The 14,764-nt window shown below is 55.8% G+C and carries 14 protein-coding genes; 8 read left to right on the forward strand and 6 right to left on the reverse strand.

Features of this window, described 5'->3' with window-relative positions; genetic code table 11:
- Positions 1–85 precede the first annotated feature (85 nt).
- Entirely contained in the window at positions 86–679 is a 594-nt protein-coding gene (gene ribA, locus ACVKSX_RS02785; RefSeq protein ID WP_010244482.1) for a GTP cyclohydrolase II, read from the reverse strand.
- A gap of 227 nt (positions 680–906) precedes the next feature.
- Here ribA and pgpB point away from each other — a divergent pair, with 227 nt between their 5' ends.
- The 5 genes from pgpB (at position 907) to yciH (ending at position 4,525) form a co-directional block, all read left to right on the forward strand.
- A complete protein-coding gene (gene pgpB, locus ACVKSX_RS02790; protein ID WP_033757837.1) occupies positions 907–1,665 on the forward strand; it encodes a phosphatidylglycerophosphatase B in 759 nt (252 codons plus the stop codon).
- Between the two features lie 134 nt (positions 1,666–1,799).
- On the forward strand, positions 1,800–2,108 hold the full coding sequence (locus ACVKSX_RS02795) for a LapA family protein (protein ID WP_010244487.1): 309 nt from the start codon (positions 1,800–1,802) through the stop codon (positions 2,106–2,108).
- Positions 2,109–2,114: 6 nt separating this feature from the next.
- Positions 2,115–3,284: a lipopolysaccharide assembly protein LapB gene (gene lapB, locus ACVKSX_RS02800; RefSeq protein WP_010244490.1), complete on the forward strand. Its 1,170-nt coding sequence runs from the start codon at positions 2,115–2,117 to the stop codon at positions 3,282–3,284.
- Positions 3,285–3,482: 198 nt separating this feature from the next.
- Complete coding sequence (pyrF, locus tag ACVKSX_RS02805; RefSeq protein WP_307379730.1) at positions 3,483–4,202, forward strand: orotidine-5'-phosphate decarboxylase; 720 nt, start codon at positions 3,483–3,485, stop codon at positions 4,200–4,202.
- Positions 4,202–4,525, forward strand: coding sequence for a stress response translation initiation inhibitor YciH (gene yciH / locus ACVKSX_RS02810; RefSeq protein ID WP_132498724.1), 324 nt, complete (start codon positions 4,202–4,204; stop codon positions 4,523–4,525). The genes pyrF and yciH overlap by 1 nt, the downstream gene beginning before the upstream one ends.
- 77 nt (positions 4,526–4,602) lie before the next feature.
- Here yciH and osmB read toward each other — a convergent pair whose 3' ends face one another.
- Positions 4,603–4,818 (reverse strand): osmotically-inducible lipoprotein OsmB, encoded by a 216-nt coding sequence (gene osmB / locus ACVKSX_RS02815; RefSeq protein WP_003853848.1) that lies wholly within the window; start codon positions 4,816–4,818, stop codon positions 4,603–4,605.
- A 347-nt stretch (positions 4,819–5,165) separates the two neighbouring features.
- Here osmB and araD point away from each other — a divergent pair, with 347 nt between their 5' ends.
- The 3 genes from araD (at position 5,166) to ACVKSX_RS02830 (ending at position 8,077) form a co-directional block, all read left to right on the forward strand.
- A complete protein-coding gene (gene araD, locus ACVKSX_RS02820) occupies positions 5,166–5,864 on the forward strand; it encodes an L-ribulose-5-phosphate 4-epimerase (RefSeq protein WP_010244508.1) in 699 nt (232 codons plus the stop codon).
- A 218-nt stretch (positions 5,865–6,082) separates the two neighbouring features.
- Positions 6,083–7,066, forward strand: coding sequence for a 2-keto-3-deoxygluconate transporter (gene kdgT / locus ACVKSX_RS02825; RefSeq protein WP_132498722.1), 984 nt, complete (start codon positions 6,083–6,085; stop codon positions 7,064–7,066).
- 144 nt (positions 7,067–7,210) lie between these two features.
- Positions 7,211–8,077 carry a crotonase/enoyl-CoA hydratase family protein gene (locus tag ACVKSX_RS02830; RefSeq protein ID WP_003853843.1) on the forward strand — a complete coding sequence of 289 codons (867 nt, stop codon included), beginning with the start codon at positions 7,211–7,213 and terminating at the stop codon, positions 8,075–8,077.
- Between the two features lie 11 nt (positions 8,078–8,088).
- On the opposite strand, the gene pdeR is transcribed toward ACVKSX_RS02830, so the two are convergent.
- From pdeR to ACVKSX_RS02850, 4 genes are all read right to left on the reverse strand, one after another.
- Positions 8,089–10,074 carry a cyclic di-GMP phosphodiesterase gene (gene pdeR / locus ACVKSX_RS02835; protein ID WP_010244518.1) on the reverse strand — a complete coding sequence of 662 codons (1,986 nt, stop codon included), beginning with the start codon at positions 10,072–10,074 and terminating at the stop codon, positions 8,089–8,091.
- A gap of 159 nt (positions 10,075–10,233) precedes the next feature.
- The gene (locus ACVKSX_RS02840) at positions 10,234–10,524 is read right to left on the reverse strand and encodes a YbdD/YjiX family protein (RefSeq protein WP_182685781.1); all 291 of its coding nucleotides are present in this window, start codon (positions 10,522–10,524) and stop codon (positions 10,234–10,236) included.
- Complete coding sequence (locus ACVKSX_RS02845; protein ID WP_010244523.1) at positions 10,517–12,586, reverse strand: carbon starvation CstA family protein; 2,070 nt, start codon at positions 12,584–12,586, stop codon at positions 10,517–10,519. Before ACVKSX_RS02845 ends, ACVKSX_RS02840 begins: the two co-directional genes overlap by 8 nt.
- A 201-nt stretch (positions 12,587–12,787) precedes the next feature.
- Entirely contained in the window at positions 12,788–14,722 is a 1,935-nt protein-coding gene (locus ACVKSX_RS02850; protein WP_089414145.1) for an exoribonuclease II, read from the reverse strand.
- Positions 14,723–14,764: the final 42 nt, after the last annotated feature.

Genomic DNA, 14,764 nt, shown 5'->3' on the forward strand with positions numbered 1-14,764 from the left:
CCTGCGCGTTGAGCTAATCCGTTGCTTGAGGATTCTCTCAGATTGGGCTTCTTCAAGGGTCAGATGCCAGTGAATCCCAGCTTATTTATGACTTCGGCAGCAGATGCCCCATCTTTTCCGCTTTCGTATCCAGGTAGTGCGCATTCTTCGGATTACGTCCCACGACCAGCGGCACGCGTTCAACAATGTTGATACCGGCTTCGCTGAGGATCTCCACTTTACGCGGGTTATTGGTCAGCAGTCGCACTTCATTGACGCCCAGCAGTTTGAACATATCGGCGCACAGCGTGAAGTCGCGCTCATCTGCGGCAAAGCCCAGCTGATGGTTCGCTTCTACCGTGTCATACCCTTTGTCCTGCAACGCATAGGCGCGGATCTTATTCAGCAGACCGATGTTACGGCCTTCCTGACGGTGATAGAGCAGTGCGCCGCGACCCTCTTCTGCGATGGCATTGAGAGCGGCTTCCAGCTGAAAACCACAGTCGCAACGCAGGCTGAAGAGTGCATCGCCGGTCAGGCATTCAGAGTGAACGCGCGCCAGTACCGGCTCGTTATCATTAATATCGCCAAAAACCAGTGCAACGTGGTCATGTCCGGTTGCCAGTTCTTCAAAACCAACCATCAGGAAATCTCCCCATGGCGTGGGCAGTTTGGCTTCTGCCACCCGTTTAAGCTGCATGTGACTCTCCAGAACCTTCAGAGGATGCACTATCATCATGATAGTGCACAGGCCAGTGTGGCCCGACAAACGTGCAATATTGTGCCACAACCCGCAAGCGGGCTGGTAATCTCTGATACCAATTGCAGTGATAAAGCACAATTATCCAATCGGCAACGGTTATGTTATTCTTTTTTAAGCTAAAGTTATGCAATTGCTCTCTTTTGACGCCGGGATAAGGGAAGAGGATGTTTAAGATTTCACGTCGTACCACCTTTGGAATGCTGCTGCTGCTGATCATGCCGGTTGCGGTCTGGCTCAGCGGCTGGCGCTGGCAACCAGGCGAAAGCAATGTGCTGCTGAAAGGTCTCTTCTGGATGACCGAGACCGTCACCAACCCCTGGGGCATTGTTACCAGCGTCGTGCTGAGTGCCTGGATGCTCTGGTGCCTGCGCTTTCGGCTGAAGCCAGCCATCCTGCTGTTGCTGATCATGAACGCCACCATTCTGGCCGGGCAATACACCAAATCCTATATCAAAGAGCAGATTCAGGAGCCGCGTCCTTATGTGATCTGGCTGGAACAGCATCACGGGCTGGATGAAAAGACCTTCTACGAGATGAAGCGCAAACAGCGTGGCGAGATGGTAACCTCACTGATTGCCGATGAGACGCAGATCCCAGGCTGGCTGAAACGGCACTGGGCGTTTGAAACCGGTTTCGCGTTCCCGTCGGGACATACTATGTTTGCCGCCAGCTGGGCGCTGCTGGCATTGGGTCTGCTCTGGCCGCGTCGGCACTATAAAACCGTGGTGGTGATCTTTCTGTGGGCCACCGGCGTAATGGCGAGTCGTCTGCTGCTGGGCATGCACTGGCCACGGGATCTGGCGATGGCAACCATACTCTCCTGGCTACTGGTCACCATTGCCACCTGGCTGGCGCAGCGATTCTGTGGCCCGCTGACGCTGCCGCCGGAAGAGCAAAAAGAGGTGGCGCAGCGGGAGCCCTGATTGTAATTCACCCGTAAGACCCCATATTATTAGACGGGCCTGCGTAAAAGCGACCCGCCCGATGCTGCTGGGAGCAGCATTTTTGCTGGAGTTTTGGCATAATTCTACCCGACAACCTCACAACAGGATGCACTGTGAAATATTTGCTGATTTTTTTAGTGGTACTGGTCATTTTCATTATTTCCGTCACCCTGGGTGCGCATAACGATCAGGTCATTACTTTTAACTATCTGCTGGCGCAGGGTGAGTTCAGCATCTCGACCTTACTGGCATCCCTGTTTGGCGCAGGTTTCGTGCTTGGCTGGATCATCTGCGGTCTGTTCTGGTTACGGACCCGCGTCTCCCTGGCGAATGCCAACCGGAAAATTAAGCGTATGCAGACCCAAATCGAGCAGAGTACTGCCCTGGCGACCACGCCATCATCTCCGGCTGGCCGGGAATAATCCCTGATGCATGAATTGCTGTTTCTGTTACTGCCGGTGGCGGCAGCGTATGGCTGGTATATGGGCCGTCGCAGCGCGCATCAGGATAAGCAACAGGAAGCCAACCGACTGTCACGTGAATATGTCGCTGGCGTAAACTTTCTGCTCTCCAATCAGCAGGACAAAGCGGTCGACCTTTTCCTTGAGATGCTGAAAGAGGACAGCGGCACGGTTGAAGCACACCTGACGCTGGGCAATCTGTTCCGTTCGCGCGGGGAGGTCGACCGCGCCATCCGCATCCATCAGGCTTTAATGGAAAGCGCCTCCCTGAGCTATGAGCAGCGTCTGCTCGCCGTACAGCAACTGGGCCGCGACTATATGGCGGCGGGCTTATATGACCGCGCGGAAGACATGTTTAAGCAACTCACCGATGAAACTGACTTTCGGGTGGGTGCGCTGCAGCAACTGCTGCTGATCCACCAGGCAACCAGCGACTGGCAGCAGGCGATTGAAGTCGCAGAGCGGCTGGTTAAGCTTGGCAAAGAGAAGCAGAAAGGCGAAATAGCCCACTTCTACTGCGAACTGGCTCTGCAGGCGATGAGCAGCGACGATCTCGATCGTGCCATGAGCCTGCTGAAGAAAGGGGAGTCGGCCGATCGCAACAGCGCACGCATCTCGATCATGATGGGCCGTATCCTGATGGAAAAAGGGGATTACGCCAAAGCGGTGGGCCATCTGCAGCGGGTGCTGGATCAGGATAAAGAGCTGGTGAGTGAAACGCTGGGGATGCTGGAGACCTGTTTCCAGCAGCTCAATCAGCCAGACGCCTGGTCAGAGTTTCTTCATCGCTGTGTTGAAGAGAACACCGGCGCAGCGGCGGAGCTCTATCTGTCTGACATCCTTGAGCAGCAGCAGGGGCCCGAAGCGGCCCAGAATTACATCAGCCGTCAGCTGCAGCGTCATCCTACCATGCGGGTGTTCCACCGCCTGATGGATTTAAACCTGCATGAGGCGGAAGATGGCCGGGCGAAAGAGAGCCTGATGGTGTTGCGTGACATGGTCGGCGAACAGATCCGCACCAAGCCGCGCTATCGCTGCCAGAAGTGTGGCTTTACCGCCCACGCACTCTACTGGCACTGCCCATCCTGCCGCACCTGGTCTTCAGTTAAGCCCATCCGTGGCCTCGACGGCCAGTAAACCGGCCGTTACAGCTGCACTGTTAATAGCCCATTATAGTTACAACATACTAGAGAGCAGGTTAGCTTACAGACCTCAGCAACAGTGCATAATTTGCCAGGCAGGAGGGCAATGGCGATTGTGATGGTCAGACACCGCAGGTAGAATGCTTGCCGTTTGTCTATTGCGCCTGCGGGCGCCTGTTGCAGAGGAAATGCCATGCCTTCACCCCACAACGTGACCGCTTCGCCGATTCTGGTAGCGCTGGATTATCATGACCTCGACAGCGCACTGCGTTTTGTCGACCAGATCGATCCCCGCAGTTGCCGCCTAAAAGTGGGCAAAGAGATGTTTACGCTATTTGGCCCCTCGCTGGTTAACACTCTGCAGCAGCGCGGCTTTGAAATCTTCCTCGATCTTAAATTCCACGATATTCCCAACACCACCGCTCATGCCGTGGCGGCCGCTGCCGATCTCGGGGTCTGGATGGTCAACGTCCATGCCAGTGGTGGGGCTCGGATGATGAACGCGGCGCGTGAAGCGCTGCTTCCCTTTGGAAAAGAGGCGCCCCTGCTGATTGCGGTGACTGTACTGACCAGTATGGATGCAGAGGATCTCAAAGGGCTGGGCATTACGCTTTCTCCTGCCGAACAGGCAGAGCGACTGGCGAAGCTGACACTGTCGTGCGGGCTGGATGGTGTGGTCTGTTCCGCCCATGAGGCTGTCCGCTTCAAACAGGTTTTAGGTCAGGAGTTTGTGCTGGTCACGCCGGGGATTCGCCCGGCAGGCAGTGATGCTGGCGATCAGCGTCGCATCATGGCACCTGAGCAGGCGAAGCAGGCGGGTGTGGACTATATGGTTATCGGGCGTCCGATCACCCAATCCGCCGATCCTGCCGCCACTCTGCAGGCGATCCTGCACAGTCTGGAGACACAATAATGGCGAAGGATAATCCACTGGTTTACTCAACCGACAGCGGGCGCATTACCCAGCCGGAGCCGGCGAAGGAGCGGCCAAAAGGGGATGGCATTGTGCGCATCCAGCGCCAGACCAGTGGTCGCAAGGGAAAAGGCGTCTGCCTGATTATCGGTATCGACCTGGACGACGCGGCATTGACGCTGCTGGCGGCCGAACTCAAAAAGAAGTGCGGCTGCGGGGGTTCGGTGAAAGAGGGTGTTATCGAGATTCAGGGGGATAAGCGCGATTTACTGAAAAGCCTGCTGGAAGCCAAAGGCATGAAGGTCAAACTGGCGGGTGGCTGAAAAAAAATCGGGCTACCGAAGTAGCCCGATTGTTGTGTAGATGCTTAGCGTAGCCGATTATTCTTTTAATAAGGTCTTTAGTGGACCTGATGACCGATAATACCACCGACAGCGGCGCCACCGACTGTGCCGAGTGCGCTACCATTAGTCAATACTGAACCCCCAATCGCACCCGCGCCCGCGCCAATAGCGGTGTTGCGGTCACGTTTAGACCAGTTAGAACAGCCGCTCAGTGCAACAGCTAACGTGGTTGCCAGTACAACGGCAGTGATTCGTTTCATTGTTGTTGTCATACACTTCTCCTTTGATGTGCTCACAGAGGCAACACTCTTAGTATAGCTCCGATATTTCCTCAGCCCGCTTGTGTCGCATCATTGCCGCATCCGTGTCGGCATGGAAATGTGATCACCATGGACAAACCGTTTGTAGCGGGAGAGTCGCAATGCAAACCCGACAGGGCCACGCATTGCCTGAGAGGATTCTAAGCGTTCTGGTTAAATTCCGAAGATAGAAAATTCTGAAATCACGACACATTTTTGCATTCACAGCCATTCCTTCTGCGTTTATAGCCATTTGCTCCATAACCCTTTCGCGTCCGACTCCGCAAAATTCAGGGACGATTGTCAGCAGGAGAAAATAGATGCTGGAACACCTGAAACAACAGGTTCTGGAAGCGAATCTGGATCTACCCAAATACAACCTGGTGACCTTCACCTGGGGCAATGTCAGCGCTGTTGATCGCGAACAGGGTTTGCTGGTGATTAAACCTTCCGGCGTACGCTATGAAGTGATGAAGCGCGACGACATGGTCGTGGTCGATCTGGCGAGTGGCGACGTGGTGGAAGGGGATAAACGCCCCTCATCGGACACGGCGACGCACCGCGCGCTTTACCTCGCCTGGCCGGAGGTGGGTGGCATTGTCCATACCCATTCGCGGCATGCGACCATCTGGGCACAGGCGGGACGACCGATTCCAGCCTGGGGAACCACCCACGCCGATGACTTCTATGGTGAGATCCCCTGTACCCGCTCGATGCGCAATGAAGAGATTCAGCACGACTACGAGTGGAACACCGGTGAGGTGATTATCGAGACTTTTGCGCAACGCGGGTTGTCTCCTTCGGCGATCCCGGCGGTACTGGTCAACTCTCATGGCCCGTTTGCCTGGGGGAAAGACGCCCACGCTGCGGTGCACAGCGCGGTTGTGCTGGAGGAGGTGGCGTATATGGGCCTGTTCAGCCAGCAGCTGACCGCTAATCTGCCGCCGATTAACCAGACGCTGCTTGACCTGCACTACCTGCGAAAGCATGGCGAGAACGCCTGGTACGGGCAAAAATAGCGAGCGGGACGCCACGGCGTCCCGTTTTTTTTAGTCTCATCTGAGACTGGTATGGCGATCTCCATCATAGTTATCAAAACAACAGGTCATTAAAAATAAAACAGCGTTTCATTTTATCGAATCGATCACTGTTTTGATTACCCCAAGTCACTACTTTGCTTGCATCGCCTTCGGGCACTTCCTGCTCCACCCTCTGGCATAGCAAAGGTGACATCCATATGCATATCAAACGTGCTATAGACAAAATTCCGGGCGGTATGATGCTCATTCCGCTCTTTATCGGCGCACTCTGTCATACGTTTTCTCCAGGCGCCGGGAAATATTTCGGTTCTTTCACCAACGGCCTGATGACCGGCACGGTACCCATTCTGGCCGTCTGGTTTTTCTGTATGGGCGCGTCGATTAAACTCAGCGCCACCGGGACGGTACTGCGTAAATCGGGCACGCTGGTGCTTACCAAGATCGCCGTCGCCTGGGTTGTGGCTGCCATCGCCTCACGGGTGATGCCGGAGAATGGCGTAGAAGTAGGGATGTTTGCCGGGTTATCGACGCTGGCGTTGGTGGCTGCCATGGATATGACCAATGGCGGCCTTTATGCCTCGATCATGCAGCAATATGGTTCCAAAGAGGAGGCGGGTGCGTTTGTGCTGATGTCTCTGGAGTCCGGGCCATTAATGACCATGGTTATCCTGGGCACCGCCGGCATCGCCTCATTCGAGCCGCACGTGTTTGTGGGGGCGGTCCTGCCGTTTATTGTGGGGTTTGCATTAGGGAATCTTGATCCGGAGCTGCGCGACTTCTTCGGAAAAGCGGTCCATACGCTGATTCCTTTCTTCGCCTTTGCTCTGGGTAACACCATTAACCTGGCTGTCATTGCGGAAACCGGACTGCTGGGCATCATGCTGGGCGTGTCGGTGATCATCATTACCGGTATCCCACTCATTCTGACTGATCGGCTGATTGGGGGCGGGGATGGCACGGCTGGCATAGCTGCATCCAGTACGGCAGGCGCAGCGGTGGCGACACCGGTGCTGATTGCCGAGATGCTGCCGCAGTTTAAACCGATTGCCCCTGCTGCCACGGCGCTGGTGGCAACGTCCGTGATTGTGACCTCCGTGCTGGTGCCGATCATCACGGCCATCTATTCAAAACGTGTTAAGCGTCTTCATGTTGCCGTGGAGCAGCGTGCCGCTATTAAGTAACCCGCCTAATCAATCCCCGACGCGCGAGTCGGGGATCACTCTGGATTTTGTGTTGTAAATCAATCTCTCATTTGGTCTGGCCTCACTCTGCATTACGCTGATGTGGCGTATTTAACGCATCAAATATAAACAGAGGATGAGACAATGACAGTTATTAACCAAGCAACGTGCAGATTATTTACCGAAGTCGGCAACACCACGCAGTTAGTCGCCTATTACGAAGAAGGGCGCCGTACTATGTGGATGATGTTGCGTGCACAGCCCCGTCCGAGCTTTAACCATGAACTGATTGAGGAGATCATGAATCTGAGCTACGCCGCTCAGCGTTCCGGTCTGCCGATCGACTTCTGGGTTACCGGCTCTCTGGTGCCACAGATGTTCAACGCCGGTGGCGATCTGCGCTTCTTTGTCGAGTGCATTCGCAATAACCGCCGTGAGGCGCTGCGGGCCTATGCCCGTGCCTGCGTTGACTGCATCCATTCGGCAGCACGGGGATTTGATACCGGCGCGGTGACGCTGGCGATGATTGAGGGCAGTGCGTTAGGCGGCGGATTCGAAGCGGCGCTGGCGCATCACTTCATTCTGGCGCAGAACAACGCGCGGATGGGCTTTCCGGAAATTGCTTTTAACCTCTTTCCCGGCATGGGCGGCTACTCACTGGTCGCGCGTCGTTCCGGCATGAAACTGGCAGAGGAGTTGATTTGTGAAGGGGAGTCCCACAGCGCAGAGTGGTATGAAACCCGCGGACTGGTGGATAAAGTCTTCCAGCCCGGCGACAGCTACCGCGCCACCCGCACCTTTATCGATACGTTACGTCCTAAACTCAACGGCGTGCGGGCAATGCTGAAAGCGCGTCAGCGCGTGCTGCAACTGTCACGCGCTGAGCTGATGGATATTACCGAAGATTGGGTCGATTACGCCTTTACCATCGAACCTAAAGACATTGCTTACATGGAACGCCTGGTTCAGTTACAAAACCGCCACAGCGCATCACTGCGTAAAGCGGGTTAATTGAATTAGCGTTAAACGCGGGCAGGATGCTTAGCCAGCCAATGCCCAAACTGTTCCGCGGGCATTGGTTTTGCGTAGTAGTAGCCCTGACGCCCATCGACACCACTGTTAAGGACAAACTTCTCTTCATCCGGGGTCTCAATACCCTCTGCAATCACCTGCAAATCGAGCGCCTTGGCGACGGCGACGATAGCTCGTACCAGCGATTGTGAGACGGGCTGTTTATTAATATCGCGGATAAAGCTTTGGTCGAGCTTGATGGCATTGATCGGCACACGTGCGAGCTGAGAAAGCGACGAATAACCGGTGCCGAAGTCATCCAGATGAACCTGTGCGCCCAGCTCCTGAAACTGCTTCATCAGCCGCAGGGCTTCAGCTTCATTCTCAATCAGGCAGCTTTCTGTGAGCTCAATATCGATAGGACAGTCGGTGATATTCGCCTCATGCAGTGCCTGTTTCAGGTCAGTATAGATGCTTTGATCAATCAGCTGACGTGCCGACACGTTGACGGCGACGCGCAGAAAAATGCCCTGCTGGCGCCAGACGATAATCTGTTTCAGCACATTGAGCATGACCCAGCGTCCCAGCGGCACAATCAGTCCCGACTCTTCGGCATAGGGAATGAAATCAGCAGGAGAGACCAGGCCGCGCTCGGGTGAGTTCCAGCGTACCAGCGCTTCGGCGCTGCGGACTTCACCATCACTGTCGATTTTCGGCTGGTAATGCACCAGCAGGTGATCCAGCTCCAGCGCTTTACGCAGATTGGTGTCCAGCCACAGGTACTCAAAGACCCGCTGGTTCATCTCTGCCGCGAAGACACAGAACTTGCCACGACCGTTCTCTTTGGCGTGATACATCGCGGTGTCAGCATTGCGAATAAGGCTCTCGCGATCTTCACCATGCAGCGGCGCGAAAGCGATCCCGATAGAGCAGCCGCTGTACACTTCGATTAGTCCGATACGGAAAGGCTGACGCAGGCGCTCAAGAATGCGGGAGGACATCGCCTCCAGCGCAGCCTGGCTGGTGTGCTCAGCCAGCACCACAAACTCATCGCCACCCAGCCGGCCCAGAGTCTGGTCTTTACCCAGACAGCTAAGAATCGCCAGTGAAACCGCCTGCAGTAACTGATCGCCGAACATATGACCGTAGGCGTCGTTCACTTTTTTGAAATTATCGAGATCGAGGTAGACCACGCCGGTCTCATCGCGCTCAGATCGCTCCAGCGCCAGGCTAATCTGTTGATGAATTGCGTTGCGATTAGGCAAACCGGTCACCGTATCGGTGTTTGCCAGCACCCGCAGGCGTTCCTGGGCGCGTCGCTCCTCGGTTATGTCGGTGCCAGAACAGATGAGGAAAATTTCATTTTTGCCACTGCCGCTGTGAACAAACTTATTACGAAACAGAAACAGTCGCTGACCTTTTTTGGTTTTAACCCAGCGCTCCACCTCATAGGAGTTACCGTCACGGAAGAAGCCCGCGATGTTGCGTCGTGACTGAGAAGCCTCCTGTTTGGTCATAAAAAGCTGAAAGACGTTACGGCCAATAACCTCATGCTCATTCAGACCGGTATATTCTTCACTAAGACGATTAAAACGCTGAATATTGCCGCGCTGATCGAGGATCACAATCACCGAGTTGGCTTCAGAAACCACCTGTTCGGCGAATGAAAGACCCAGGGTTAAGTCGCGGGCGACCGCTGAGGTATCGCCCCAGGCAGAAGCGGTTCCTGCCCATGTCGCCTGGTTCACTTTGCGTCCGACAAAATGCATCGGAACATCAATGCCCTGCAGCGTCATAGTCAGATTGATGCTTGAAGTGATGACCGGCATCGCGCGTATCATGGCTGCCTGGCCGGGAGTTAACGGCAAGGCGATATTAGTTTGTGACGACTCATCTTCGGCAAAATGCAACGCATCGCTGTCCGCGGTCAGACGCCAATGAGGGCTGGTTGTACCGAAAAGGGTGTACAACAACGTTTGCCCTTGTTCATCGGTCATGGAAACTTCCTCCGGGAAGTGCTCTGCAGGCGTTATCTCATTATTTTAGCAACAGTATTCATCATCTGACGCCAGCACAAGATGCAAACCGAATATATTTTCCCATCCAGATAAGAATGGCACAAAAAAGCCCCGACTATGCGGGGCTGTTTAGTGCGGTCAGCAGGGACATTTACCCAGTTTGCCTGCCTGGCTGGGGAAGCGGGCATCCAGACAATAACGGTGGAAATCGCGCTCATTCATCGGCGGCTGATCGGGATGATGCAGTCGCATATGCTGCAGATATTTTTGATAATCCTGCACCCCGACCATTAAGCGAAAACACTGTTGCAGGCCGCGCCAGAATCCCCGCCAGCTGAATGCCTGTGGCTGTGGGGAGGCGGCAGGCTGGCAGCGGATAATCTGCCACTCTCCCTGCGGACGCTGGGACTGATGAATAGCATCAGACATGACGCACCTCCTTGTTGCGCAGCGTCACAACGGACTCATGCGTAGTAGGAAGATCGCTGCGCAGCGCCCGGCGAATGACAAAGAACGCAGAGATGAGCATCGTGACCGCCACCAGCATAAAGAAGGCGCACAGGGCCGCGTTAATCTGATTGCTGAAGACGATGGTCTGCATATCTGCCACGCTTTTTGCCGGGGCGATGATCACGCCTTCATCCAGCCCTTTGCGGAACTTATTCGCCTGCGCCAGGAAGCCAATCGACGGTTTTTCATGGAAGATTTTCTGCCAGCCTGCAGTCATCGAGGTGATAAACAGCCAGACAGTTGGCAGGATAGTCACCCAGGCGTAACGCTGCTTTTTCATTTTAAACAGCACCACGGTGCCGAGGATCAGCGCCATGGACGCCAGCATCTGATTGCCGATACCAAACAGCGGCCACAGAGTGTTAATGCCGCCGAGCGGATCGACCACGCCCTGATAGACAAAGAAGCCCCAGCCCGCGACCGCCACGGTCGTGCCGGCCATATTGCCCAGCCAGGAGCGGTTATTCGCCATAGAAGGCACCACGGTGCCTGCCAGATCCTGCACCATAAAGCGGCAGGCGCGGGTACCGGCATCGACCGCCGTCAGAATGAACAGCGCTTCAAACAGAATGGCGAAGTGATACCAGAACGCCATCATCGCCCGGCTGTTAAAGATCTCGGTAATGATGTGGGCCATCCCCACCGCGAAGGTTGGCGCGCCGCCTGCGCGGGACAGGATCGAGCCTTCACCCACGTCACGGGCGATGCCGCTCAGCATTTCCGGCGTGACGACAAAGCCCCAGCCGTTGATCACCTGAGAGGCGCTTTCAACGGTGGTACCAATCAGCGCAGCCGGGGAGTTCATGGCAAAGTAGACGCCCGGATCGAGTACCGAGGCACAAATCAGCGCCATGATCGCCACAAAGGATTCCATCAGCATCGCGCCATAGCCAATAAAGCGGATATGACTTTCCCGCTCCACCAGTTTTGGCGTGGTGCCGCTGGAGACCAGCGCATGGAAGCCGGAGATGGCGCCGCAGGCAATAGTAATAAACAGGAACGGGAACATCGCGCCGGAGAAGACCGGGCCGGTGCCGTCGATAAATTTGGTGACCGCCGGCATTTTCATCTCTGGCATGGCAAAAACAATCCCCACCGCCAGCCCGACAATCACGCCGATTTTAAGAAAGGTCGAAAGGTAGTCACGCGGAGCCAGCAGCAGCCAGACCGGCAGCACGGAGGCAATAAAGCCGTAGATCACCAGCACCCAGGTCAGTGAGGTGCCTTTCAGGGTAAAGAAGGGCCCCCAGTAAGGATGCTGGGCTACGTCACCACCATAGATAATCGCCGCCATCATCAGCACAAAGCCAATCAGTGAAACTTCGGCGATTTTACCGGGCCGGATAAAGCGCATGTAGACGCCCATAAACAGCGCAATCGGAATGGTGGCTGCGATGGTAAACAGTCCCCACGGACTGTTCGCCAGCGCCTTGACCACCACCAGCGCCAGCGCCGACAGGATAATGATCATGACGCCCAGCGCGCCGAGCATGGTCACCACACCGGCAAACGCACCCAGCTCCTGCCGCGCCATCTCGCCCAGTGAACGGCCATCACGACGGGTTGAGATAAACAGGATCAGGAAATCCTGTACCGCACCCGCCAGCATCACCCCGACCAGGATCCAGATGGTGCCAGGCAGAAAGCCCATCTGCGCCGCCAGAATCGGACCCACCAGCGGGCCGGCACCGGCAATAGCCGCAAAGTGGTGACCAAACAGCACCCATTTATTGGTCGGGACATAATCGAGCCCGTCGCTCAGCCGCTCGGCAGGCGTCATCCGGCGGTCGTCCAGTTCGAAAATATTGCGGGCGATAAACAGGCTGTAGAAGCGATAAGCGATGCTGTAACAGGCGACAGCGGCTATCACCAGCCAGACTGCGTTGACGTGTTCGCCGCGGCTGAGGGCCAGCATGGCGAAAGCGCCCGCGCCGATTAACGCCACCACTAACCAGATCGCACTGGTTTTGACGTTTTTCATGACTAACTCCTTGTGAGGACCGAGAGGAAAGCGATCGAAAACAACGAGTCAAACTTAATGTAATGGAATGTAAGTGAAAGTTAATCAGTGGAGAAGTGTGAAGCGGGGTACAAATTTAACTTTTTTGCAATGCGGGCGGGGTGGAAACAGACGGGATAACCGGAGTTATCCCGCCCGATTGACTGCTCAGTACGTCACTACTCAGACGGCGGGACGCGCCACGACGCTGCGGGTTTCCATGCGGACTTCGGCGATAGTGACATCAATCACATCGGTCACACGGTAAACCACTTCGCCTTTGATCTGAACGCTGCCATTTTCCTGGCTGCAGACCAGCTCATCACGCACCGCGTGAATGAACGGAGCCGGGATAAAGGCGACCGCGCCAAACTCCAGCAGGCGAACACGCATGCCACCACGTGACACATCGATAATCTCGGCGCTGAAGCGACGGTCGGTTGCTGCAAACGGCGCCAGATAACGGGCGTAGAGCCAGTCGCCAACATCACGTTCCGCCATGCGGTTCAGGCGGCGGCGCTCACTCATCGTCACCGTCAGCGCATCATCCGGACGACCGATCTGCTCACCGCGAATAATCGCTTTCAGCAGACGATGGTTGACCATGTCACCGAACTTACGAATCGGTGAGGTCCATGTGGCGTAAGCCTCAAGTCCCAGGCCAAAGTGCGGGCCAGGCTCGGTGCTGATCTCAGCGAAGGTCTGGAAGCGACGGATCCGGCTGTCGAGGAACTGGGTCGGCTGGGCATCAAGCTCACGACGCAGCACGCGGAAACCTTCCAGCGTGGTGATCGCCTGCGCATCCACGGTAATACCATGGTTGGCCAGCACGGCCGCGGCCTGTTCAGCATTGGTGGCATCGAAACCGGCATGGACGTTGTAGATACCAAAACCGAGACGGTCACGCAGCACTTTCGCCGCGCAGACGTTGGCCAGAATCATAGACTCTTCGACAATGCGGTTAGCGATGCGGCGCGGTTCAGCCACAATCTCCAGCACTTCACCTTTTTCACCCAGCAGGAAGCGGTAATCCGGGCGATCTTTAAACACCAGCGCGTGAGTCTGACGCCACTCGCTGCGCGCCAGGCAGAGGCGATGCAGCAGGCGAATCTGTTCAGCAATCGCCTCACTTTCCGGCTGCCATGAGCCGCTGTTTTCCAGCCAGTCAGAGACGTCGTCATACGCCAGCTTGGCTTTGGATTCGATCCAGGCGGCAAAGAACTCAACGTCATCACCTAAGTTGCCATCGGCTGCCACGGTCACGCGGCAGGCCAGGGCCGGACGGCGCACATTCGGACGCAGCGAGCAGACATCATCAGAGAGTTCGCGCGGCAGCATCGGGATGTTAAAGCCCGGCAGGTAGTTGGTAAACGCACGCTGCGCCGCCAGCTTATCGAGCTGACTGCCTTCCGGCACATAGGCGGTAGGGTCGGCGATAGCGATGGTCAGACGCAGGGCGCCATCGTCCAGGGCTTCCACAAAGAGCGCATCATCCATATCCTGGGTGCTGGCGCTGTCGATGGTAACGAAATCCAGCGCGGTCAGATCTTCACGCGTCAGATTTTCATCCAGCATCTCGCCAAAACTGACATCGGGCGCTTCACGCTCAAGGTTATGACGCGACAGTGTCACCCACCACGGCGCCAGATGGTCATCAGCTTTGACAATAAAATCGGTGAGTTCGGCATAAAAGCCGCGATCGCCTTTCAGCGGATGGCGACGCATCTCCGCCACGGCCCAGTCACCATTTTCAAACTCATGGCTGACATCGCGCGCAGGGCGACACTGGATCGCATCCTTCAGCAGGGGATGATCCGGCACAATCGACAGGCGATCGTCTTTCTTCTGAACCCGGCCAACAAAGCGGCTCAGGAACGGCTCAACCAGGGTTTCCGGCTCAGCGCTTTCGCGATCTTTATCGCTGTGGATCACGGCGGTGATACGATCGCCGTGCATCACTTTCTTCATCTGCGGTGGCGGAATGAAGTAACTTTTTTGCGCATCGACTTCCAGAAAGCCGAAGCCTTTTTCAGTGCCTTTTACGACGCCTTCAGCACGAGGCGTTTGCGAATGGAGCTTCTCTTTCAGCTGCGCGAGCAGCGGGTTATCCTGGAACATAATTTTTACGTTTCGTTGGCTGATTGCGGCTGACAGTTTTAC

Source organism: Pantoea sp. PvP021 (genome assembly GCF_054056055.1).